At 60.8% G+C, this 23179-nt stretch carries 25 protein-coding genes; 7 read left to right on the forward strand and 18 right to left on the reverse strand.

Annotation, left to right across the window (positions count from 1 at the left end):
- Positions 1–90: 90 nt before the first annotated feature.
- The 8 genes from O7A61_RS01970 to O7A61_RS02005 all read right to left on the reverse strand — a co-directional run bounded on the left by O7A61_RS01970 (position 91) and on the right by O7A61_RS02005 (position 8519).
- Complete coding sequence (locus O7A61_RS01970; protein WP_027145372.1) at positions 91–696, reverse strand: cytochrome c oxidase subunit 3; 606 nt, start codon at positions 694–696, stop codon at positions 91–93.
- On the reverse strand, positions 693–2666 hold the full coding sequence (gene ctaD / locus O7A61_RS01975) for a cytochrome c oxidase subunit I (protein ID WP_337108856.1): 1974 nt from the start codon (positions 2664–2666) through the stop codon (positions 693–695). The genes O7A61_RS01970 and ctaD overlap by 4 nt, the downstream gene beginning before the upstream one ends.
- A complete protein-coding gene (gene coxB / locus O7A61_RS01980) occupies positions 2663–3676 on the reverse strand; it encodes a cytochrome c oxidase subunit II (protein ID WP_337108855.1) in 1014 nt (337 codons plus the stop codon). Before coxB ends, ctaD begins: the two co-directional genes overlap by 4 nt.
- Positions 3673–4206 carry a c-type cytochrome gene (locus O7A61_RS01985; protein WP_337128164.1) on the reverse strand — a complete coding sequence of 178 codons (534 nt, stop codon included), beginning with the start codon at positions 4204–4206 and terminating at the stop codon, positions 3673–3675. Before O7A61_RS01985 ends, coxB begins: the two co-directional genes overlap by 4 nt.
- The gene (locus O7A61_RS01990; RefSeq protein ID WP_337108854.1) at positions 4203–5042 is read right to left on the reverse strand and encodes a substrate-binding domain-containing protein; all 840 of its coding nucleotides are present in this window, start codon (positions 5040–5042) and stop codon (positions 4203–4205) included. The genes O7A61_RS01985 and O7A61_RS01990 overlap by 4 nt, the downstream gene beginning before the upstream one ends.
- On the reverse strand, positions 5023–6774 hold the full coding sequence (locus O7A61_RS01995; protein ID WP_337108886.1) for a methanol/ethanol family PQQ-dependent dehydrogenase: 1752 nt from the start codon (positions 6772–6774) through the stop codon (positions 5023–5025). The genes O7A61_RS01990 and O7A61_RS01995 overlap by 20 nt, the downstream gene beginning before the upstream one ends.
- Before the next feature lie 122 nt (positions 6775–6896).
- The gene (locus tag O7A61_RS02000) at positions 6897–7679 is read right to left on the reverse strand and encodes a heme-binding protein (protein ID WP_337128165.1); all 783 of its coding nucleotides are present in this window, start codon (positions 7677–7679) and stop codon (positions 6897–6899) included.
- 612 nt (positions 7680–8291) lie between these two features.
- Positions 8292–8519 (reverse strand): hypothetical protein, encoded by a 228-nt coding sequence (locus O7A61_RS02005; RefSeq protein WP_027145379.1) that lies wholly within the window; start codon positions 8517–8519, stop codon positions 8292–8294.
- Positions 8520–8908: 389 nt separating this feature from the next.
- Between O7A61_RS02005 and O7A61_RS02010 the strand changes: the two genes are divergently transcribed.
- Positions 8909–9805: an SIR2 family NAD-dependent protein deacylase gene (locus O7A61_RS02010; RefSeq protein WP_337128211.1), complete on the forward strand. Its 897-nt coding sequence runs from the start codon at positions 8909–8911 to the stop codon at positions 9803–9805.
- A 141-nt stretch (positions 9806–9946) separates the two neighbouring features.
- Here O7A61_RS02010 and O7A61_RS02015 read toward each other — a convergent pair whose 3' ends face one another.
- A complete protein-coding gene (locus O7A61_RS02015; RefSeq protein ID WP_337128212.1) occupies positions 9947–10078 on the reverse strand; it encodes a hypothetical protein in 132 nt (43 codons plus the stop codon).
- Positions 10079–10226: 148 nt separating this feature from the next.
- Between O7A61_RS02015 and O7A61_RS02020 the strand changes: the two genes are divergently transcribed.
- Positions 10227–10676, forward strand: coding sequence for a YidB family protein (locus tag O7A61_RS02020; RefSeq protein WP_337128166.1), 450 nt, complete (start codon positions 10227–10229; stop codon positions 10674–10676).
- Here O7A61_RS02020 and O7A61_RS02025 read toward each other — a convergent pair.
- From O7A61_RS02025 to O7A61_RS02040, 4 genes are all read right to left on the reverse strand, one after another.
- Positions 10671–11714, reverse strand: coding sequence for a sensor histidine kinase (locus tag O7A61_RS02025; RefSeq protein WP_337128167.1), 1044 nt, complete (start codon positions 11712–11714; stop codon positions 10671–10673). The genes O7A61_RS02020 and O7A61_RS02025 overlap by 6 nt on opposite strands.
- Positions 11711–13201, reverse strand: a complete 1491-nt coding sequence (locus O7A61_RS02030; RefSeq protein ID WP_337128168.1) for an ATPase domain-containing protein — start codon at positions 13199–13201, stop codon at positions 11711–11713. The genes O7A61_RS02025 and O7A61_RS02030 overlap by 4 nt, the downstream gene beginning before the upstream one ends.
- 993 nt (positions 13202–14194) lie before the next feature.
- Entirely contained in the window at positions 14195–14410 is a 216-nt protein-coding gene (locus O7A61_RS02035; RefSeq protein WP_027144699.1) for a DUF3072 domain-containing protein, read from the reverse strand.
- 885 nt (positions 14411–15295) lie between these two features.
- Positions 15296–15595, reverse strand: coding sequence for a DUF1236 domain-containing protein (locus O7A61_RS02040; RefSeq protein ID WP_337128169.1), 300 nt, complete (start codon positions 15593–15595; stop codon positions 15296–15298).
- A gap of 158 nt (positions 15596–15753) precedes the next feature.
- On the opposite strand from O7A61_RS02040, the gene O7A61_RS02045 reads away from it, so the two are divergent.
- From O7A61_RS02045 to O7A61_RS02065, 5 genes are all read left to right on the forward strand, one after another.
- Entirely contained in the window at positions 15754–15888 is a 135-nt protein-coding gene (locus O7A61_RS02045; protein ID WP_337128170.1) for a hypothetical protein, read from the forward strand.
- A 326-nt stretch (positions 15889–16214) separates the two neighbouring features.
- Positions 16215–16457, forward strand: coding sequence for a hypothetical protein (locus tag O7A61_RS02050; RefSeq protein ID WP_337128171.1), 243 nt, complete (start codon positions 16215–16217; stop codon positions 16455–16457).
- Positions 16458–16604: 147 nt separating this feature from the next.
- Complete coding sequence (locus O7A61_RS02055; RefSeq protein ID WP_337128172.1) at positions 16605–17531, forward strand: NAD(P)/FAD-dependent oxidoreductase; 927 nt, start codon at positions 16605–16607, stop codon at positions 17529–17531.
- Positions 17532–17672: 141 nt separating this feature from the next.
- Positions 17673–18710, forward strand: a complete 1038-nt coding sequence (locus O7A61_RS02060) for an alpha/beta fold hydrolase (RefSeq protein WP_337128173.1) — start codon at positions 17673–17675, stop codon at positions 18708–18710.
- Positions 18707–19237: a DUF1003 domain-containing protein gene (locus O7A61_RS02065; RefSeq protein ID WP_027144703.1), complete on the forward strand. Its 531-nt coding sequence runs from the start codon at positions 18707–18709 to the stop codon at positions 19235–19237. Before O7A61_RS02060 ends, O7A61_RS02065 begins: the two co-directional genes overlap by 4 nt.
- A gap of 795 nt (positions 19238–20032) precedes the next feature.
- Here the strand turns inward: O7A61_RS02065 and O7A61_RS02070 are convergent.
- From O7A61_RS02070 to O7A61_RS02090, 5 genes are all read right to left on the reverse strand, one after another.
- The gene (locus O7A61_RS02070; RefSeq protein WP_337128174.1) at positions 20033–20377 is read right to left on the reverse strand and encodes a hypothetical protein; all 345 of its coding nucleotides are present in this window, start codon (positions 20375–20377) and stop codon (positions 20033–20035) included.
- A 123-nt stretch (positions 20378–20500) separates the two neighbouring features.
- Positions 20501–20677, reverse strand: a complete 177-nt coding sequence (locus O7A61_RS02075; protein WP_156938220.1) for a hypothetical protein — start codon at positions 20675–20677, stop codon at positions 20501–20503.
- Positions 20678–20840: 163 nt separating this feature from the next.
- A complete protein-coding gene (locus O7A61_RS02080) occupies positions 20841–21428 on the reverse strand; it encodes a sigma factor-like helix-turn-helix DNA-binding protein (RefSeq protein ID WP_337128175.1) in 588 nt (195 codons plus the stop codon).
- Positions 21429–21888: 460 nt separating this feature from the next.
- Positions 21889–22125: a DUF6894 family protein gene (locus tag O7A61_RS02085; protein ID WP_027144704.1), complete on the reverse strand. Its 237-nt coding sequence runs from the start codon at positions 22123–22125 to the stop codon at positions 21889–21891.
- A 19-nt stretch (positions 22126–22144) separates the two neighbouring features.
- Complete coding sequence (locus O7A61_RS02090) at positions 22145–22879, reverse strand: Crp/Fnr family transcriptional regulator (RefSeq protein WP_337128176.1); 735 nt, start codon at positions 22877–22879, stop codon at positions 22145–22147.
- Positions 22880–23179: the final 300 nt, after the last annotated feature.

A 23179-nucleotide genomic window follows, 5' to 3' on the forward strand; every position in this document is an offset into this window, starting at 1 on the left:
CAAGCGCGTAATTCAGCTGCGTCGAAATTGCCCAAGCCGAGGGCCCCGACAGAAGGCCACCCCAAGACGTTCCCAATCGCAGCGCGCGCATCAGCCTAGCCTCGGTACCCAGTAGATGAGCAGGTAGATCGGGATCCAGGTGAGCACCACGAAATCCCAGTAGAAGACATTATCGCCTACGTCGCCGAAGCGCCGGCCGCTGTAGCCATGGCGTGTGAACATCAGCACCGTCAGCACGATCGTGTCGCCGACATCGGTGATCAGGTGGGTGGTGTGCAGTCCAAGCAGCACCCAAAGCATCGAGCCGTACGCGTTCGTGTCCCAATAGATATTCAGCGCCGGGAACTCGAACCAGCGCACCACGAGCGGGGCGAGACCGAACAGCGACATCACCACCATGCCGATCCGCACCGGTACAATGGCGCAACGCTCGGCGTAGCGATTGAGAATGTGGTTCGGCACCAGGCTGGCGATCAGCAGGAGGGTGACGATCGTTCCCGGCCAATGGTTAGGCTCCGGGGCGCTCAGACGCCAGTTGGGCCACGACATTGCCAGGTAGAGATAGGCGCCGGCCGCCAGCGCGAAGCCCGTCCCCTCCAGCGCCATGAAGCCGAGCGTGCCCCACCAGGTCGGGCTGCGCGGACCATGTCCAAAGGTGGGAAGCCCGGAAAGGTCGGCGACGGGTCGCTGGTTCATTCCTCGTCCTCCGGATCGCCTTTGGGCCAGAACCAGCCGACCAGCGTGACCGCGATCGGCACGGCGCCCCACACGACCGCCCACGGCGTGAAGATCGAGTAGAGGAAAGTGCCGCCCACGGCGATCGCCGCAAGCAGGGGCCAGATTGACGGCGTCGCCGATTTCTCGCGGATGTCGGGATGGGCTTCCGCCACCGTCGAGATGAGCAACTCGCGCACGTCGACGCGCAGGCCGGTTGCGACGGGAAGCGCGTCTCGTTCGGCCCACAGCGGCTCAACGTTTGTCACGATCGGGATGCGTGTGAAATTATAGCTTGGAGGCGGCGAGGACGTTGCCCATTCCAGGGTGCCGGCATCCCAGGGATTGTCCCCGGCCGGTACGCCTTTCAATACGCCGTGCACGAGGTTGAAAGTGAACAGCACGAAGCTTAGGAAGAACAGCACCGCGCCGGCGCTGATGAGCAGGTTGATGTTGCCCCAGCCAAGCTCCGCCGGATAGGTGTAGACCCGGCGCGGCATTCCCCACAGGCCGACCAGATGCATCGGGAAGAAAGCCACGTTGAAGCCGATGAAGGCCAGCCAGAAATGCCAGCGTCCGAGACGTTCGCTCATCATGCGGCCGGTGATCTTGGGGAACCAGAAATAGGCCGCGCCCAGCAGCGGGAATACCGATCCGCCGATCAGCACGTAATGGAAGTGGGCGACGACGAAATAGGTGTCGTGCACCTGCAGGTCGAGCGGCACCGAGGCGAGCATGACGCCGGTGAGCCCGCCGATGACGAAGATGAAGAAGAAGCCGAAGACGAACAGCAGCGGCGTGCGGATCACCGGTCTGCCATCCCACAAAGTCGCCAGCCAGCAGAAGATCTGCAGGCCATTGGGTATGGCGATCAGCATGCTGGACGCCGTGAAGAAGCTCGCCCCTAACTTCGGCAATCCCGTCGCAAACATATGGTGCACCCAGAGGCCGAACGACAGGAAACCGACCGCGATCAAGGACAGGACCAGCCCGAGATGCCCGAACGCCGGTCGCCGGGCAAAAGCGGGAATGATCGAGGAGACCATGCCTGTCGCCGGCAGGAAGATGATGTAGACCTCGGGATGGCCGAAGAACCAGAACAGATGCTGGAACAGCAGAGCGTCGCCGCCCTCCGCCGGATTGAAAATGTGGGTTCCGACAAGCCGGTCGAGAATGAGGAAGGTCGAGGTGATCATGACTGCCGGCATCGCGAAGACCACGACGAACGAAGTGACCAGCAGTGCCCACACATAAAGCGGTATCTTGTCCAGCGACATGCCGGGTGCGCGTTGCTTGAACACGGTCACGATGGTGGCGACGGCGACCGCAAGCGAGGACACTTCGGTGTAGGTGATCATTTGCGCCCAGACATCGGCGCGCTTGCCGGGAGAGAATTCGGGACCGGACAAAGGCACATAGGCGAACCAGCCGACGTCCGGTGCCATGTTGAGGAGGAATGAAACCCAGGCAAAGACGCCGCCCGAAAGATAGACCCAATAGCCGAATGCATTGAGCCGCGGGAAGGCGATGTTGCGGGTGCCGACCATCAGCGGCACCAGATAGATTCCCGTTGCCTGCACGATAGGCACGGCGAATAGGAACATCATGGTGACGCCATGCATCGTGAACAGCTGGTTGTAGAGGTCCGGCCCGATCAGCCCACGCTGCGGCCCTGAGAGTTGGATTCGCATGGCGACCGCGTTCAGTCCGCCAAGGCATAGGAAGATGAAGGCCGTGATCAGATAGCGCCTTGCGATCACCTTGTGGTCGACGCTCGACAGAGCGCCGATGATGCCGGGCGGCGTGCGCCATGCCCGCGCCAGCCAGCGGTGCAGGCTGGCGTCGTCCATGCCGGTATCACGCGGTCCGTCATGCTCGGGAGCAACGTCGCCTTCGGTGGCGGTCTCCCGTTGCGGCAGGTCGCGTTCGCTCGTCAGATCCGCGCTGCTCATTTCAGACCCTCGAGATAGGCGACGATGGCGTTGAGTTCGTCGCCGTTGAGCTCCACCACCGGCATGTGGGAGCCGGGCTTCACGCCTTGCGGATCCGCTATCCAGGCCGCCAGATTGCCGCGGCTCATCATCAAGGTACCGGCAGCGATGGTTTGCCGGCTGGCTACATGCGTGAGATCAGGCGCGACGGTTCCTCCCGCTGGAGTGCCGCCGATCCTGTGGCACATCACGCAGGGGCGCTTGAGGAACAGGTCCGCGCCATTTTTGGCCTCCCCGTTCGTCGGGGGCCCAGCCGGCTGCAACTGGTCGTTCCACCAGGCGTCGAACTTTGCCCGCGGCTCGGCGATGATAAAGGTGCCCATATTAGCATGCTGCGCACCGCAGAACTCGGCGCACTGGCCGCGATAGACGCCGGGCTTGTCGGCCCTGATATCAAGTACATTGATATGACCGGGGATGAGGTCGAGCTTGCCGGCCAAACTCGGGATCCAGAACGAGTGGATAACATCGGTCGAGGTCAGCAGAAGCCGCACGGGCTCCCCGGCGGGAATGTGGATCTCGTTAGCCGTGGTCAGGATGCGGCTCGGCGTGGCATCTTCGTAGCGCACCTCCCACCACCATTGGTGGCCGGTGACGCGGATGGTGAGCGCAGCGTCCGAGCCGATCGCCGCCAGCGTCCTGTTGGCGAAGAAGCTCAGCAAGGTCAGCCCGACCACGATCGCGGCAGTCAGCCCGACGGCGATCACGACGACCCGTAACTTGCGATGGTCGGCGCCCGCGTCGAGCGCGAGCGGCTCGGAACGTGTGCGAGGCCGCATCAACAGCGGCGCGGCAAGCGCGATCATCACCAGGACCCAGATCACTGCGCAAAGCGCGGTAAAAAACCAAATGAGCCATGCCAGCTCACTGGCAGCGGGACCTTTCGGATCGAGCGCTGATTGCCATCCCGAGCATCCCTGCAGAAACAAGACGCAGGCCGTGCCGAACCCGGTCGACGCAAGGCGTTTCACGGTGATTTCCCCAGTGTGGCGGCATCGGGCAGGCGGTTTTCCGACGGATGTGGCATCATGTCGTCATTGCGCTGCGGGGCGGCGGACGAGGGCGCATTGCCGCTCAGCGAGCGGACAAAGGCGGCAAGCTCCCAAATCTGGTCATCGGGGATCTTGTCGCGGAAGCTCGGCATGCCTTTTGGCCGACCATCGCGGATCGTAGCGTGGATGCTTTCGATCGAGCTGCCGTAAAGCCACTTCTGGTCCATCAAAGCCGGCCCCATGCCGCCGCCGCCATTGGCATGACAGCCTGAACAGTTGAACCAGCTGAACAGCCGCTTGCCTTCGCTGAGGTGGAAGGCGTTGGCCTCGAAACTCGCCGCCTTGTTATCGCTGGCGGAAGCCCGCTGTCCGCCGGGTTCCAATGTGGTCACAGGCGTCGGCTGCTCGCTCGATCCGAGCGAATTTTGCGGGCGCGTGTCCCGCTCCTCGCGCTGGCATGCCGCAAGCGTCAGGAGCGCAAACAGGAGCATGGCGGTGCCCGGCCTCATCGCACTGGACCCCCCGAGCCGTCGAGCCGCGGCACGCCATATTGCGACAGCAATGCGTCGATCTCGGCCTTGTGCCTGGCCAGCGCGCTATTCACATCGCCACGTAGCGCATCGTCCTCGCGCCTAACGCCCATCGAGATGTCGTAGATCATGGGCAACTGCGGTCCGTCGATGCGAGGGGTGACCGGCGTGATGCGCAGCGGCACTTTCTGCTTCTGGGCGAAGTAGCCGGCGAGCGGGCCCCAGACAACGGCAAGATCGATCTCGCCGGTCGCCACCGCTTCAACGATGCGCGCTGGGGGATTGGGTGCGGAGTAGTCGCCATAGACCGGGTAGCCGACGAGGTGCCCGACGATGCCACGGCGGCCAAGCGCCTGAACGGGGGGCGAATTGGCCCCGTCGTCGCCGATGAGTTGCACGCCGATCCGCATAGCGCGCAGTTGCGGATCGTTGAAGGACGCCACATCCGGACCGTCCTGGCGGGTGACGAAAACATAGGATGAGCGATAATAGGGTGTGGTGGTGCGCAGCATTTCGAGGTTGGCGGGCGTGCCTGGTACGAGATCGCAAAGGCCGGCTTTCAGTGTGTTGCGCACGAAGCCGCGGCGCTGCGCCCACCAGGTGTAGGTCAGCTTGGCACCGAGATCGGCGGCCACGATCTCAACGATCCTGTTCTCGAAACCCTGACCGGCCGCGTTGGAAAATGGCATGTTGTTCGGATCAGCGCAGACCCTCAGTTCACGGGCATTGGCTCCCACCGGCAAGAACAGCAAGGCGAGCGCGGCCATGCCGAGCGCCAGGCGCGCGGCCCGGTGTTCAGGGCAGCCGGAACACATAAAGCGTGCCTCCCGCCGTTGTGGCCTCCTTGAGGTCCTTCATCGCGTTGACGAAACCGAGCGCGGCGGTGGCGTCGCGCGGATCGAGATCGCCCGATACGATCGCGCCGGCCCAGCCGCCGACACCCGACAGGATCGCTACATATTGACGTCCGTCGGGACCGCGATATGTGATGGGCTGGCCAATGATGCCGGACGCCGTCTTGAACTGCCAAAGCAGATCGCCAGTCTTGGCGCTGACCGCCTTGAACCAACCTTCCATTGTCCCGTAGAAGACGACATCGCCGGCCGTCACGACCGCGCCGCTCCACACCGGGAAGTTCTCCTTGACGCTCCAGGCGGGCTTCTGCGCAGCGATGTCCCAGGCGGTGAAGGCGCCCCGGTTGCCACCGGGCCCAGGGATCATGCGCACGTTCATGCCGACATAGGGGGTGCCGGCGATGTAGTTCACCTCGACGCCTTCTTCATCCATGCACAGATTGTTATGCGGAATATAGAGCAGCCCGGTCTTCGGCGAGAAGGCGGAAGGCTGCCAGTCCTTGAGCCCCGACGCGGTTGGGCAGATGTCGCGGACGACTTTGCCGGTCCCGGTCTTCTTGTCCGGGTTTTCGATCAGACGGCCGCTCTTGAGATCGACACCCTTGCTGGAATTGACAGGGCCGAAAGGTTTCGCGGACAGCACTTCGCCCGTGGTCCGGTCGAGGATGTAGAGGTAGCCGTTGCGCTCAGGCCGGACCAGCACCTTGCGCGGCTTGCCCTGCCAGTTCATGTCGAGCAGGACCTGCTCGTTGATCCCATCATAGTCGTGGAGGTCGTGCGGGCTCCACTGATAGAACCATTTCGCCGCGCCGGTATCGGGATCGCGGGCGAAGATGCCTGACGTCCATTTGTTGTCACCGGGCCGCAGATCGGGGTTCCACGGTCCAGGATTGCCGGTGCCGTGGAAGATCAGGTTGAGATCCGGATCGTAGGAAATCCAGCCCCACATGTTACCGCCACCGATCTTCCAGGCCTCCGGCGGCCATGTCGTGACGCCAAGGTCCTTGCCCTTGTCCATGTCGTAATGCGGCTTGAAGTCCGGGCCGATAAGCACGTCCTTGTCCGGCCCGGTGGCGAAGGCCGTCCAGACGACGTGACCGTCGCCGGCGTCGAGCGCCTTGACCCAGCCGCGGACGCCCATCTCGCCGCCTGAATTGCCGACCAGCACTTTGCCTTTCACCACCAAGGGCGCCATGGTGATGGTCTCGCCGATGTTGATGTTGCCGATATGGGCGTTCCAGATCGGCTGACCGGTGTTCGCGTCGAGCGCTATGGTGTGCCCGTCCAGTGTGTTGAAGAAGATGCGTCCGTCCGCGAAAGCGGCGCCGCGATTGACGACATCGCAACAGGCAACGCCTTGCGCCGCGGGTTCCGGATTGGGTTCGAACTTCCATTTCATCGGCGCACCCGGCTTGGTGAGATCGAGCGCGTAGACGATGTTGGGGAAGGGACTCACGATGTACATCGTGCCGCCGACGACCAACGGCGCCGCTTCCTGGCCCTTATTGACGCCAGTCGAGAAGGTGAAGGCCACCTGCAGGTCCTTGGCATTGCCTTCGTTGATTTCCGTGAGCTCGCTGTAGCGGGTCGACGCGTAGTTCTTGGCGGGCATCGTCCATTGCCCGTCGTCAGGCGGCGCGGCGGAAGGCGGCGGCGAGATCGCCGGCGTTGACGGAGCTTCCGAAGCGGCCATCAGTAAGGGAGTGGAAGCCAGCAGCAGCGTCGCAAAGATGCTCGCAAGACGTTTTCTCGGTGCCGCCGAGCGGTTGGCGCATACCGCGACAACGCAGGGCGCGACAGGTTGGGCTGTTCGCTTCATTTCGGCGTCGAGCCTCCGACGCCAGAACCAAGTTCGGCCGCGACATCGGCCTCATGCCCGGCACAAAGCGGGTGGCCCCACCCGGAAGCGCTTTTGCCACCGGGATCGAGATCATAGATAATGGCATCCTTACGATTGGGATTGACGCCCGCCGGAACTTTGTCGAGGCCGAGCGCCGCGCGAACGCGCCAGGCGACATTGTGGTCGGCGCAGGAGGAATCGCCACTGACGCCAAGTGCACCGACGATCGTTTTGCCGTCGTATAGAGCCAGGCCTCCGCCAAAAACGACAATGCCGCCGATCGGCTTGCCTAGCAGCGGATCTTGGGCGCTACCGAAAGTCTTGGCATCGCCGGCATAGGCTGCCGCCTGGTTGACGGGGTTGGTGGCCTGCAGCCCGAACAGCGGGCCACCCGGCTGCACCCCTGCATAGAGGTTCGCGGTCGAGAGCGCCATGTTCGCCAAGCTGAGCCCATTGGCTGTATTCGCCTTCTCGGCGGCGATGAGCCGGCTGCCCGGCCATTGCGCATCGACGGTAGGTCCACTGAAGGCGACGGCGCAGACCGTCCCGTCGCGGGCGACGACGGCCGCCCATTCATTGGTCTCGAAGCCGCCATTCGCCGGGCCCCCGCTTGCCTTGACATTGGCCTTCAAGGCTGCGAGCAGCTTCTCGTAGTCGGCTGGACACGGCGCTTGGGCTCGCGCAGGGTTTTGTGCCAGCCCGACAATCGTCAGGATCAAGAGGCACAGAGCTGGTAAGGGAAACTGGCGACGGTCCATGGCTCCTCGAAACACCTTCTACATGGGAGCTGATCCGCTCTTGGGCACCGAACGAACAAGGAGCTGCTTTGTTCCTGATGCGTGGAGCGACAGTAGGCGCGCGAAGCAGCCGGGGCTGGCCTGCCCTTGAGTGGTCTGCCAATGCAGGTGCCCTCAGCGCTCTTGGTGAGAGCATATCTTTCCTCTTCTGCAGCGCGCCAGTGACCGGAAGGGCCGGCTTGACCGCCGGACTCTGATGATCGCAGCCAGGGAACAAGCAAAACTGCCCTGCGTTGGATAGCCAATGGAGCAGCTTCGATCAGATTTGGCGGCGATGGCTCAGCCTGGTTACTGGTTGGCCGTCGTGCTTTTGTTGATCCCTTACGCAGTGGGCGTGTTCTTGCTGGTCAGGACCTGCCACTGCCTTTGACTTGGTCGGCCGGCCTTGAATTGCTGAGCGCCACGGCAACAGGGCAGCCGCGCTATTGACCGAATTGGCACAGACCATGTTCGTATTCGCGTGACGGGCGGCGTGGGGTCTTCTTGACGAGCTATCCGCATCACATCCGAAGAGCCACCTCACTCTCTGTCACATCGTGCGGATTTGTCGAGGTAACCTGCGTCCTGCTGGCGCTATGCCGCCTGTGCAGGCTCATTGAGGTCGAAATCGACAATCTGGCCTCGGCTGACCGCAGCTCTTGCAATGAGCGTGGCCAGTTCATAATCAGAAGCGAGGCAACCCCGGAAAACTGTGCGTATCGCGACGACGGCCGCCGATACCGAAAGCGGCCAAGATTTGCCTCTCCTGCACTCAATATAGTGCTGGATGAGATAGTCCAGATCGCGGTGCTTTTGGCTCATCGCAGCCTCCTTTCCTCGCGAATGTACAGGAACAGAACTCGCCCGCACTTAGATTTGTTAATGGCTATGAATTTTTGCCCAGGAATAATCAGCCAAGGTGCTCGGCCACGGACAAGCTCGATCCTCTGATCGGAACCTCACATCTCTGCTGGCTTCCGGGTTGTGCCTTCAGCGCGACGTAATCGCCCCACTACTCAAGGCACGGCTGCCCTGCTCCAACAGACGAGACGCGACAGCCCCGACCGCAAGTTTCGGACCGCACCGTGGGAACACAGCGTCGCTCTGCTGGTTTGGTCACGAACGATGGCAGTGATCCGAAAGAGAATGTCAATGCGTTCTGCCACGGCTGCAACTGCTTGGAGCGCCTCATCCAGCATCGGCTCCTGTCTATGACCGATGGGCTCGCATCACTGGCAAAAGCGATCGGCCGCGGTAGCGCGATCCTGTTTGTCGGAGCGGGTGTGTCGATCAGCGTTGGGCTTCCGTCCTGGGAAAAGCTGATCGAGCAGATGGCAAAAGAACTTGGGATCGATGAGGAGTTTTCGATGCGGCGCGACCGTTTTCAAACTCTGGCCGAGTACTATCGGATAAGGCACGGCAGCATCGGACCACTGCGCAGCTGGATGGACAGAAACTGGTCCGTCGCCAGGGACCGCATTGAGACATCGGAGTTGCATCGCCTCATTGTGATGCTCAATTTCCCCATTATCTATACCACGAACTACGACCGTAACCTGGAACTGGCTTTCGAAATATACGGTCAGCGATACGTCAAAGTGGCCAATGCACGCGATGTAGCGCAAGCCCGGCAGGGGGTCACCCACATCGTGAAATTCCATGGCGACTTCGACGATGATTCGTCGCTTGTCCTGACCGAAACGGACTACCTCGATCGGCTTTCCTTTAATTCCCCACTCGATGTGCGGTTTCGTGCCGATGCACTTGGCAGCACGATCCTCTTCATAGGCTATAGCCTTTCCGACCCGAACATCCGGTTGCTGTTGCACCGCCTTTGGCAAACCTGGCATCGATCCGGCTATGAAAAAGATCGTCCTCCCTCGTTCATCTTCATGGCGAGCCGAAACCCCGTGGAGGAGGCGGTGCTTGGACACTGGGGCATTTCGGCGGTCGTCGGCGAGGTCGATGATCCGCAGACTGCCCTGGTGAACTTTCTCAGGCAGCTGGTGGAGGCGGTCGGGGAGGAGGCGAAATTTGGACGGGCGGACCCCGGTGGAACGATGTCCGCCCGGCAGACGAATGGAGCCACCGGCTCGGGGGGAAGTTAGGCGGCCCTCTTGAACGAGCCGCGAGAGGCAGAGAATTCCGTCCGAAATTTCAACATCAATTTCGGTCCGCAGCATCCACTAGGAGACAGTCGGATATAGGCGCGGACGTATATTAAGTATGCGCTGAATTGGTTCAGCCGTTTACCAAGCTCCGCATCGAGGGCTGTATGCTGCCCCGAGTAACGTCGACCGTCGCAAGGGTGACGGGCAGCTTGAACCGTCGTGGCCAGCGCTGCCCGGATTCAAATAAAGCACGCCATCCACTGTCTCCATCCTCGGCACATGCGAGTGACCGGACACGACCAAATCGATGCCCTGGACAACCGGATCGATCTGCAGCGTCCGGAGATCATAGCTGGCCAATTGGGGAACCTTTGGCAGCGCGCGACCTTTTCCATAGTCGAGACCAGAGGAGGAACGAGTGGCAAATCTTGGAAGACTTGCGATCGCTATGCTGGGAGTCCTGGCTTATCAAAACCGCGACAAGATCGCAGAGATGATCCGTGGGGCGGGAGAGCGCGATCCAAACAATCCGCAAGGTGGGATTTTGGACCAGGTGTCCAAGGGCGTTTCCGGCACCGCGCTCGGCGATCTTCTCGACCGTTTTAGAAATGCAGGTGCAGGCGCGAAAGTGGACTCTTGGGTTGGCACCGGGCCAAACGAGCCGATCGAGGCTCACGAGGTGGAAAGGGCCATTGACGTGCAGACGCTGGAAGCTCTTTCGAGGCAGACTGGCCTTTCGCGCGAGGAGCTGATTGCGAGGATCACGAGGGATCTGCCGGATGCCATTAACCAGATGACCCCAAACGGCAACCTGCCAGCTGATCACCAAACGAGGGCTATCGCTAAAGCGGCATTGCTGGCATCATGAGTAGGCCGGCACCAGCCTCGTCTCGCGCAATGGCAGCGCCATGGTGAAATGCAGGCCCTCCCGAAGATAATTCAGCTGGATGCTGGCATCGCATTGCACGGCCACCACCTTCTCCAGCAGCGTCGTGCCGAAACCGCGCCGTGTTGGCGGCTCTACGTTGGGGCCGTCCAGTTCCTTCCAGTGGAGATTGACGATCCGCGCGTCGCCCGACCTGCCCACTGACCAGCGCACGTCGAGCCGACCGAGCGGGCGCGAGAGCGCGCCGAACTTGGAAGAGTTGGAGGCAAGTTCATGGAATGCCATTCCGACTGGGATCGCAATGTCGGCGATCAGCGAGACCTCGGGGCCTTCGAGCACGATGCGAGGCGTGTCGCGCGTCTCGTAGTGGCGAAGCTCCCGCTCCAGCAGTTTGTGCAATGAAACTGTCTGCCAATAATCGTCGGTCAGCATGGAGTGAGTGTCGGCCAGAGAGACGATCCGGGCCGAGAAGTCTCTCATGAAATCCTCGATGTTGCCGCTCGACTTGGCGGTTGCTCCCATCATAGCACGCACATTGGCAAGTGTATTCTTGACGCGATGATGCAACTCGCGGATGAGAAGCTTCTGACGGTCTGCAACCTCCTGTTTCTGTTCGATATAAGATTTGACTTCGAGCTGGCGGGCGCGGGCGCGCAGCGCCGAACGTACGGAATTGGTCAGGCTCGACGCCAGGAAGGGTCTCTCCAGTACGATAAGGTAGCGATCGAGAAAGGCCAGCCGCTGGTCGAAATCGGTCCCGCGCATCACCAAAAGCACGATCGGAAAATCCGACCATGCCGGCTGCTTTTCGACCCATGCCGCAAGGCGGCTTCGGTCCGCGTTGATCAGCGCCTCCTCGGCAACCACCAGACACTGAGCCTGATCCAGCAACGGCAAGGTGTCCTCTAGTGACGTGCAGATGTGCGCGTGGATCTTGCTCGCCGCCAAAATCGAGGCGGCAATCTGGGCGTCGCGTCCGACCGGAGTAAGCACCAGGACGGAGGTCTCCGCTGGACTCACGATGCCTTGTCCTTGAGCAGGTCGGACTGCTTGCCCTCAAAAAATGGCACGCCAGTCAGGATGCCGCGAAACTCCTCCAGCGGCACGCCCGCGGTAACGCCAGTGCCGCTGATCTTGAACTCGCGGATCGTATCCTCGTGCGGACCGACACGCTTCTTGACCACCGAGATGGCGCGGCGTAGGCGCCCGCCGCTTTCGAAGAACCGCAATAGCATGATGCCATCGCAGAGATACGTCATGTCCACCGGCGCGGCCATGTGGCCGATCAGGCCGTGATTGGCCAGAAGCAGGATGGTGACCACGCCCTTCTGGTTGAGGTAAGTCAGGATTTCGTGCATCTGCAGCAGCAGGTGCTGCTCTTCCGACATGGCATTGAGATACCCGGTGAGGCTGTCGATGACGACCATTCTCACCTCCGATTGCTCCACCCCCGACTGGATGCGCGTCGACAACTCACCAGGCGAAAGCTCGGCCGGATCGATCTGCTCCAGCAGCAGCGACCCGTCGTTGGTGTAACCGGCAAAATCCATGCCCAAGCCAGCCGCCCTGGCGAGGAAGATGCGCTTGGTTTCGTCGAACAGCAGCACCAGCACTCGCTCGCCGCGCGCGAGTGCTGCATGGGCGTAGGTGCTGGCGATGCTCGACTTGCCGATGCCGGAAGGCCCCATCAGCAACGTGCTTGTACCGCGATCGAGACCGCCACCGATCAGTGCGTCCAGGGAGCTTTTGCTTGTCGCCGGCGTGCCGTGCGCGCCCAATTCGTGCTCGGAGGCGACAAGCCGCGGAAACACCACGACGCCACCGACCCGGATGGCGAAGTCATGGAAGCCACCACGGATCTGCACACCGCGCATCTTAATGACGCGCAGGCGCCGCCTTTCGCCGCCATAGGTCGGCGACAGCTGCTCCATTCGGATAACGCCATGGCTGATCGAATGCAGGTTGAGATCGTCATGCTCGGCAGTTAAGTCGTCGAGCAGCAGCACGGTGGCATTGTTGAGCAGAAAGAAGCTTTTCAGCGCAAGCACCTGCCGGCGGTAGCGCAAGGAGCCTTGCGACAGCAGCCGAATCTCCGACAGCGAATCGAACACCACCCGGGCCGGCTTTATGCGTTCTATCTCGGCAAGGGCCGACTGCACGGTTTCGCCAAGCTCCAGGTCGGACGAATGCACCAGCGTCTGCAACTGAGAGGGGTCCAGGCTGAGCTCGGGCGGCACCAGTTCGAGGATCTCGATGCCGTTCAGGTCCCAGCCATGGCGGTTGGCGACCGACAACAGCTCGCGCCTGCTCTCCGAGAGTGTGATATAAAGGCATGTCTCGCCGTTGCGAGCGCCCTCGATCAGGAACTGCAGGCCGATCGTCGTCTTGCCGGATCCAGGCCTGCCCTCGACGAGATGAGAGCGGAACTTCGCATAGCCACCTCGAAGGACGTAATCGAGACCTTCAACGCCGGAAGCGACTGGCGACGCATCGTCTTCTCTGTCCACGTTAGCCCTCGCGTTTCGTGAACACCGTAACGGACCCGCGTGCCGATGGTTCCGCAGCCGGCTGCGCTCCACGACGGCCGGTCAACTCTGGCCTGCCGCTTTCGCCGGCGGCGGCCCGGTCTTGACGTCGACGATCAGGGGCGGCTCTTCAAAGACGCGCCGGTGACGCATCAAACGGGAGGTGATGAAGACTGACGCACCGCCTGAGTCTGGCGCGCGGCGCGCGGCCACTAGCGACCTCAAGGCCTCCAAGAAAGGTTTGAGGCCAGGCGGTCAGTGGAAACTACTGCTGCGTTTGTTGCCGGCTGACTTCAGTCGGACTCCCTCTCGGCAAGACTTCACATATATTCCTGCAAAGGCGTGTAGTCAGGGAAGATCGTTTGCCTATGAGCTTGTAGAGACCCAGAAGTTCCGATGCTGCGCGGCGCACGAGTTCTCAAGCCCGTTTGGATGGAGCTGGAGGTTCGATCGACGTATACGCGCCAATGCGGTTGGCCTCCGCCGTTGCGGCGTTGGCCGTAGTCCAGTCTCTAGACCTGTTGCTGAGCGACTGCGCTAACGGCACAGCCGATGTCCGCGTCATCCACGTGCGAAGATCGAGCGTGAAGGTAGCCGACGTTATCGAGCGTAGCTCCCCTACAGTGGGCCCCGATACGCTGGCTGCACGCGTGGGCAAGCTCAGGGCCAAAATGAAGGCGGCCGAGATCAGGAAGGCGAATTGAAGGGCTTTCAGAAAGTCGTAGCCATCCTCATCCCAAAGGGTGGGCTGGGAAGGATGCAGGCGACGATCTGATCCCTGCTCCTTCGTCAATGGTCCGCCAGACGACGCCGTCCCGCAGCCTAAGCATTCACGGCAATCATGCACAGCGAAGTCCGTTAACGATAGTGCCGATTTCGCCGAGGCTCCCGCTCGTGGGGCAGTCGCAATGGTGCGCCGTCAAAGTGACGCGCTGCGCCGTCTCCAGCGTTGAACGGCTAGCGCGGGAGGTTCGGTTAGAGTTTCAGCTTAGCCCTTAACGCATCGATGCGCTTGGATGCCTCGGCCTTACTAAGCCCTTGTTCGAAGCTCGCGGCGTCATCGGCCTGCTCACTCAGGGTCTTCAAGTATGAGGCTTGCGATGGCGTCATTGGATCGTCTCCACTAACCCATTCATCAGGGTCCTTGTCAATATTGGCTGAAACATCAGCATTGTCGGTTAGGTTCTGCATTTGAGGTCTCCTGTCTGAGCAGGAGAGAATGTCTCTGATCTCCTTTTGTTCCGTAAGGGAATTGTCACGAGCCGCGGTTCTCGACAAGATAGCCAGCCCTGAGGGGCGCGCTGGATGGGCGGCGATCAATCCATGCATTCATCGGCGGCGTCGGCAATTCCTACCCGTCATTGGCACAGGGGTGCTCGGCCTGATGGAGGCAACGGGGCAGAGACTTGCGATTTCACGCAACCAAGTCAGTTTGCCGGCATTAATATCAGGAACGCGCCGGAGGAGTCTATGCTACACTATAGCGTGCCCCGGGAACTTGAGATCGGTGACGAAGTCACCTTGACGGGTACGGTCAGCACGATGCTGCCTAGCGGACGCGCCAAAGTAAACATTCCATCGTATGACCGACCCTATTCGGTTGACCCTCCACCTAAAACCCGTGCTGGAGATAAGGTCGTTCTTGTTGGAGACATCATCCGCATCGATCGCAAAGCCGACAAGTTGACGGTGCGGACTGACTGCGGCGGCGTGATCACCGTCGGACGCTCGGCGATTACCAGGCTGAGAAAGCACCGGCCTTCCTCCCACTGACGCTCACCGCCGGAGAGCGCGCCCACAATGGTCTGCCGCGCAACTCGCCAGGTGGTTAGTCGAGAGCGCTGCTTTCCTATTTGGGTTCACCACAGCGGTCGCCGAGTCGGCGCTTCGGCCGAACCGGTGAACACGTGATCGGAATGCCGTGAAGGCGGGATATCGGAATGGGGAGGAAGTTGACAGCATTTGCGGTCATCGATGCTGTCGCCAACCTCGCCTATGGCGAGACGCCCAAGATCGCCATTTCTGAATCGGTACGGCCCGTCGCCCCGGTCAGCGACGGGCCTACCCGCACTTTGGTCAATTATAGACCTTGATGATCTTGCGGGTGCCCGGGTCCACGAGAACTGTCCGGTTGTGGACCACGACATAGCGGTACTTGACGTTGGGAACTTCGCGAAGCTCGACGGTGTCGGGAAGCGCGGCGCCGACGCTGAGTTCGACGCCGGGGACTTCCACGGACGCGAGGGGCTGCTTGTGGACGTACTCCTGAATGACGGTGTCCTGTTCAGGCGCGATAACGACGTCCTGGGCTGCAGCGACGCCGACACCGGCAAGGAGCAGAAACGAAGCAGCGGCGGCGGTGAAATCCATTCTCATGTGACAGCCTTCCTGTGAGCTCGGGCATAATCACCCCGGACCCAACGTGTCCAAATCCGAAACGTTCCGAGCCCGCACCTAGGTCCGATTTCATCCCGGACTTTGGGCTTGGAATGATGCTGAAAAGGTCTGCGTTCAGCAAAACCAGGAACCGTCACATGACTGGCGCCGTTAACCGCCGCAAATTTGGAGAAAGCGTCATGGAAAAAAGTGTTGGCCAGGCACGCTGGTTACTGGCACCGGTCTTCGCGATGGCGATTACTCTCCTGGCAATCGGCGTAGCTCTTGGATGACGAGGGCGGCCAACGGGATCCGCGCAGCTATGTCCCTTCCTGCGCGGATAGGGCTCGCCCGCTGCTCGCAAGTGTGGCGTGCGAGCCCTCTAACCAGCACTCATCGCGCGATTTCTGGAGGGTGGCTTACTTCGACCCGGAAACCGCTCCGTGCGGTTTGAGCGCGGCAGCGGATGAGCACGGGCCTGAGTCTTTGTACGCGGACTTGGCTTGGTACATCATAGGTTAGCGACAGATCGTGCGCTGTGCCGCATAAACGCGAGGTCAGCGGGCAATGCTCCGCTGCTTGGGAGACCATCGCACTCTCGCTCGTTTGGAGACGCTTGATGCTTGACCGGCCCATTCGCACGGACACCTTCTACCCCAATGATCTGGATACGCTCCGTGCGGTCTTCGACGCAATGTGCCAGGAGTTTGACGTTCTCCCGGACACCGCGGCAGCACATTCCGTCGCGAGAGAGCTGATCAGGCTTTTCCAGACCGGGATGACGGAACCGGCCATGCTGATGATTGCCGTGCGCGCGCGTTGGCAGGGCGATTGGAAAACGGAAGACAGCAACGCTGCCTGACGTTGACGGTCAGGTGCGCACAATCGCTCTGAAGCCCGGATTTCTCAATAGTCGGGCCCCCAGTCAAGTTCGATCCAGGCTGGCGCGTGATCGGTTGGCTTGTCGTGTCGTGCTGGAACATCGAACAATCCAGATAGTTCACCACTAATGGAACAAACCAGGCATGACAGCCACGCCAGTCACCCGAACACCGAGGCCGAAGATGTGCTGATCGTCGGAGGCGGGCCGGGGGGACTGACCGCGGCCCAGTATCTTGCCCGCTTCCGCCATCGCGTGCTGGTGGTCGATGCCGGCGATCCCCGTGCCGCCCTGATCCCGATGAGCCATAACTGTCCGGGCTTTCCAGAAGGGATAAGTGGCCCCGATCTTCTGGATCGGCTCCGACGTCACGCGAGCTTGTACGGAGCAACCGTGATGCGGGGGCAAGTCTTTTCGCTGGTCTCTGGCGACGGAGGCTTTAACGCTGAGACCTCGATCGGCACAATCCGCGCGCGTAAGGTCTTCCTGTCGACCGGAATTATCGACACGACGCCCGTTTTGCCTCGCATGGCGGAGGCAATTGCCGCAGGTGTCATTCGGCTTTGCCCGGTGTGCGACGCATACGAGGTGATCGACCGGAAGATAGCGGTCGTCGGGCAGGGCGACAGAGCCTTGCACGAGGCCATTTTCCTTAGCCGATTCACGCCACACGTAACGATGCTGGGGACCCACGCATCGGATTTTTCAACCAGCACGCGCCGCGCGGCCGGCGAAAGAGGGATACTCATCCGTCACACTCTCGACAAGCTCAGCCCGGCTGCTGACGGGTGTGCGGCGATTTTGCACGACGGAACGACATGCCGCTTCGATGCAGTCTATGCGGCATTGGGGTGCAAGGTGCGCTCCCAGCTCGCCCTGGGCCTCGGCGCGAGATGTTGCGCGGAGGGCTACGTCACGGTCGATGAGCACCAGCAGTCGTCCGTCGACGGCATGTACGCGATCGGTGACGTTGTAAAAGCGCTGAACCAGATAGCCGTCGCATTTGGACAGGCTGCCATTGCCGCGTCACATGCCCATAGAGAGCTTACCGCCTAAGCCGTTTCAGCCGGCTACAAACTCTTTGTCTGGCGGAACAAGCTGTCGCCAGGAAGGTTCGACACGGCGGGCAACCGAGCAAGACAGTTCCTGGCAGGCATTGGCATGGCGTTCGACAGAGATGGACCGAAGCTCTCGACCGTGCTGCTTGTCGCCGCGTTGGCGGCACTTGCCGGATACAACCACGTCCGCGCCAAGAGTGCGCTCGCCGGCCGGGCGGCGCACGGGCGTTTGATGGAGGTTGACGGTATACGCTTGCATTTTCTCGAAGCCGGCACTGGCATGCCGCTCATTCTGTTGCATGGAAACGGATCGATGGCGCAGGATTTCAAGTCGAGTGGCATCTTCGATCTGGCGGCAAAGACCTATCGGGTGCTCGCATTTGATCGACCGGGCTTCGGGCGAAGCACGCGGGCGCGGGGCCGGCGGTGGTCTGCCCGCGACCAAGCCGATCTCATACATGCCGCCGCCGGCAGGCTGGGCATCGAGAAATATCTGGTGCTTGGACATTCCTGGGGCGCTTGGATAGCCCTCGAACTGGCGCGCAGGCATTCTCCTTCGATTGCCGGCATCGTGCTGGTCTCCGGCTATTATTATCCGCCCCCGCGGCTTGATCTTGCGCTGGCCGCACTTCCGGCTTTGCCGGTCGCCGGCACAGCGTTTCGCCACACCTTGCTGCCGCCGCTTGTGAGGCTTGCCTGGCCGTGGGCGATGCAGAAGATCTTTCACCCGGCGGTTGTCGCTGCCGACTTCGCCGCTCGCGCAAAAGAGGTCGCCAGCCGCCCCTCCCAACTGCGCGCCGTGTGCTCGGAGTCGGCATCGATGCTGGCCGCGGCCCTGCTGACGAAGGCCAGCTACAGGGATATTGCCGTGCCGACCGGCATCGTGGCCGCCTCTGGAGACCGGTTGTTCGACGCGGAGCAGGAAGCACGACGCCTGCATGCGGAGGTCAGCGGGTCCCTCCTCAACGTCGTTGCGGACGCCGGCCATATGGTTCACCAGAGCGCCCCTCAGGCGGTGGTGGCCATGGTCCACGCGATTGCAGGACGGCACTCCTCGTTTCAAGGGGCCGTCGGCCGCGACCTAGGCCAGCCGACGAGTTCGGTCTCGCCGGAGGTACCAGCCGGCGATGAGGGCCCGCAGATGATATCCCCGCCAAACCGGGCTTTAAAAAAATGAACGATCAACATCCCGCCGACATACAGTCGGTCCTTCACCAGAACATCCAGGCCCTGATCGACCACAGGCGACAGCAGGAGGAGGACCAAGGCGTTCAAGCGCGAATTGCTGGCGCCATTTCGCGCTTCGCGGGAAGTATGGCCTTTGTCTATTTGCATCTCGCAATTCTCGTCGCCTGGATTCTTGCCAACCTTGACGCGATACCCGCCATCCCAGCTTGGGACCCAACTTTTGTGATCCTGGCCATGGTCGCCTCGGTCGAGGCAATCTTCCTGTCCACTTTCGTGCTGATCAACCAAAACAGAATGGCCGAACACAGCGAGCGCCGAGCGGAACTGGACCTCCAGATCAGCCTTCTCAACGAGCACGAAACCACGCGGCTCATCGAAATGGTGGCCGCCTTGACAGGCCGTCTGAATGTCTCGACGCCGGCCGATGAGGAGCTGCCGCAACTGGCCGAGAATGTCGATCCCCGGCAGGTGATGACGCAAATCCAGCAAGCTTCCGCAGATCAGGAGAAATCTTGAGCAAACAAGATGCACAGGTCGAGTGGGCCGCCGCCGAGACCGATCAAAGAAAGAGCTTACCCCCCGAGGAACATTTACCGCTGCTCAATGTTTGGTTGCAGGCCTACAATCCTCCCTCATTGTCTTGGCCTCAAGGCTGTCAAAGCAGCTTCGGCCCGTCTCGGTTTTGTCCGAGGCGGGCCTTCATCACTCCGCTTGGATGTCGCGGTGGCGTAACGCTTCGGAGTCACCCACCGCCGATGGGTGACGGAACCAAGTTGACGCCGAGGTAGCGGCGACTTGGGGATATTCCGGTGAACGATGGCGCCGTTCTGATCGTCGAAGATGAGCCGATGACACTGCTCGACCTCGAGTCAGGGTTGGAGGAGGCTTGGTTCCAGTTCGTCGGCGGTCGAAATGCTGCCCAGGCGCGGCTTTCCACCCGCCCAAGGCCGCGTTCACCGACATCGCCTGGGGCCGGGACAATCGGAGGTCGCTCGGCTTGCGGAGGTCCAACCCGACCATTCCAGTTGTATATGTAAGTGGCGACAGTCTTCTTTCTACCGCGGATCACAACCGCCGTTTCTCAACTTCAAAATGCACAGCAAGCCCCATCGTTTTTCGTTTTTCCTCCTTCCACGAAACCTGCGGAACATTCTGTCCCGTTCAGCGTTAGGCCGCGCCGGAGAATGCTTGTTTACGATTTCTTGTTTCTTTGGCGTCGGAGCTGGCACACCAGCTTGAGGCCACCTCGGCCCTTCCGGAGGCGGGCCGCGCGGGAGTTGAGATGCGATGCATAGGGACGCCTATACCCCATCAGAACTTGCCGTACTGAGCCGCGTCCTGGCACGCAGCAATATCAAAAACGAAACCGAAACCGAGAGAGAACGGCGCGCATCGCGCATCCTTGCTTATTATCAAGCCGGGATTACGGACGAGAACGAACTTGAACAGCTTTCTCGGCAGCCGCTGGGAAGGTGACGACAAATCTTCCGTCTTCAGAGCTTCCGCCTCGTCTCTGAGCTTCGGCCAGTCGGCCCCATGCCTGCGAAGAAGCCTTCGCGCCTGCTTGGGATCGATCTCCGTGATCTCGACCAGGTGTTCAACCTCAAGTTCCTGGCCTTTTGCCACTCGGCCCGCTTCTTTTGCTGCTCGTTGCATTGCACTATCCGCTGCTGAGATAAACCAACGATTACTGCAAGTTGCAGTTCCGGGGGGCTTCGAGAAAAATACTCCGCCGCGACCGGGTCAGTCGGATTTTCCCTCGTGCGAGCAAGCATGCACTCATTCGTCGACCCTGCGGTCGAGTTCGTCGAGCAATGACCGATGTTCGCGGGGCATGTCCGCATCTGTCGGCAGATCCAGCAACTGCCGAAGCTGGCGGCGGCTGGCGTCCGAGGAAATCCACTGACGTATGAGACGGGCTATGGCCCTCTGTTGGGCCTTGCCGATTTCTTCCATGTTGGGAACCCAAGCTTTTCCTTGGTCGAACTCGGACGCTCCCTGATGGTTCCCTGGCTGCATATCAAACTGCGGCGGTTGAGCAATCGGCGACCTGGGTAACTAAAGGACGGCTGTCTGACAGCCCTCAACCTGCTCTAAAGCCGTCCCGCCTTGCCCGTCGTCAATTCGGCCTCTCCGGCTTAGTGGGGCTGCCCAACAGGACAGCCATTCCTTTCCTCGCGTCTTGTAACCGGCCTTTGATAGTGGCTGCGTCGCAATCGCAGACGTCGGCGGCGTCTTCATATGAGAGCCCGAGCATGCAAACCAGAACGATGGCTTGCCGCTCCAGGCTCGCCAGGACGTCAATGGCACGAGCGATTTTTGGGCCGGTTTCCATCTGTCCCCGCGGATCGGCGGCAAAGGGTTGCGACAAGCAACTAGCGGGTTCTCGAGGTTGAGAGGCTGTGCCTTGAAGCCTGGCCAAGGAAGCCCTGCGCATCGTAGCGAAGATCCAGGGTTTAACCCGGCTCCCATCAAGGCCATCGAGATCTGCAATTCCTTTCATCAGCGTTTCTCGGACAAGGTCGTCAGCTTCGTCGATGCTGCCGCTGAGCGAGCGTGCGAACGCCCGCAGTGCTGGAATAAGCTCGACCAGGTTCGTCTGTTCGCCAGAACCTGCTAATGATGAGCCGCCAGGACAGGTAGAGGGCTGTATCTGCTCCGGAAGGCCCGGACCTGACGCGTTGAGCTTGCGACGGTGCTCAGCCATTAGACGGATCCTCCACCGACGGAACCTCTTTCTTGTTGGTCTGATCTGGCGAGATGAAGGTCCAGGAAGCGATTGTCATGTCTTGCTCCAAGCTGATATCGGGCCCCGTCAGCTGACAAGTCCTGCGTGCGAAGCAGGGCATTGTCGCTCGGCACGCATAGACCCGATTAGTCGCTCACCGACTTTGATGCACTTACATAGATTAAAGCGCCCGCCCACTTGCGCCGATCTACTCCGTGATCAAGCCCGAACCATCTTCCCGGCGTCACAGCGTTCGACGTCTTGTCGCTGGATGGCGTCCGATGGGCATGGTTAGCTTGTGGGCAGGGCCTGATCCGGCAGGCGGCAAACTAAAGCAACTTTGTTCGTGGCGCCGTTGCCACGTTCCTGTTGCAGAGATTTCGGGAGCAACCGGATGCCGTCGCAAGGGCGCAGCCGCGGGCGTGAAAACCGTACGAATTCATCTCGTCATTTTGATGTCAAGTGATAGACTTAGTCGCAGGACTTTTTCCCCATTCTCATCACGCACCTCGACAAACAATTGCTGCCCGTCGATGCTTTTCAGTTCGTCTCTCGAGAGGTCGACGAGGCCCTCGAATCCGACACGGCGCACCTCTTCGATACCAGCGCACTCCACGCCTATCTCATCCTGCAAGACCAGATCGCGATCACCGCTGTCAAAGAAAAATCGTGCCATCGAAGAGTTCCCGTCACCACTAATCTGCGGGGTTCTTTTGGTGCAGGTAGGTTGTGTCGAAATCTCCTGCCCGCTTGAGGCCGGCCCAGTCGCGAGCATGCACTCTCGATCCTGTGGTGGCGATGAGGCCTTCACGTCGTAGTTCCTGAAGCATTCGGTTGACGTGGACCGTTGACAAACCCAATGCATCGCCAAGTGCGGCCTGAGTTATGGGAATATCCGCAACGTGATCCTCAATGCGCCCCACCGATCGCATGCGAGATATCAGTTCGCATAAAATGTGAGCCATGCGGGTATAAGCCTCCCGTCTCCCTACATTGGTGACCCACTCCCTGTATATTGCGGCGTCGATTAGCGTCGACCGCCAGAAAGCCGTGGCGATGCGGGGGTGTTGGTCGCAAATGTTGCGTAGAGCGTCGTGTCGCATGAAGCCCACTCGGGCCGGCGTAAGCGTCGAGAAATTACAATCCATGACTGACAGATGCAGCCCGTGCAGATCCGGAATGTCCCCGGCCACGAAGAAGGAGGTGATTTGTCGTTTTCCTTCCCCCGTGTATTTGGTGGAACCGATCAACCCTTCCAGAACGACAAACGAGTAAACAGGTTGGTCACCCTCACGCACCAGGTCGTGGTTGGCCAAAAAATCTTTCTCCTGAATCGGTATGCTTTTCAAAACCCCAATTTCAGCTTCTCGAATGTCCGAGATGGTCTGCAGTTTACGGATAAGTACATCCGAGGATGAGGTGGGAGACAAAATGGCTACCTAGCTGATGTTGGCTACCGAACTTTTATTCACGCCAAAAGTTCCGGCTGGCGGTGACAGTTCGGAACCGACGGGCGTCGCGCGGCATCAACCAATGACACGGGCTCCGTTCGAATGCATGAAGCCGGGCAGGCGACTTCAAGAGGATATTACCCCTGCCGGACACCGCCCAGCTTTACGCACGTTCCGGCAGGCGATGCGTATTGGCATCGCCGCTCGATAAACCGCACGCCCTGCCACTGCCTGCCACACTTTAATCCGCGCCAGAGGAACGGGGTCGCCCCCTTGACG

This window comes from Mesorhizobium sp. Cs1321R2N1, from assembly GCF_037179725.1.
GTDB lineage: Bacteria > Pseudomonadota > Alphaproteobacteria > Rhizobiales > Rhizobiaceae > Mesorhizobium > Mesorhizobium salmacidum.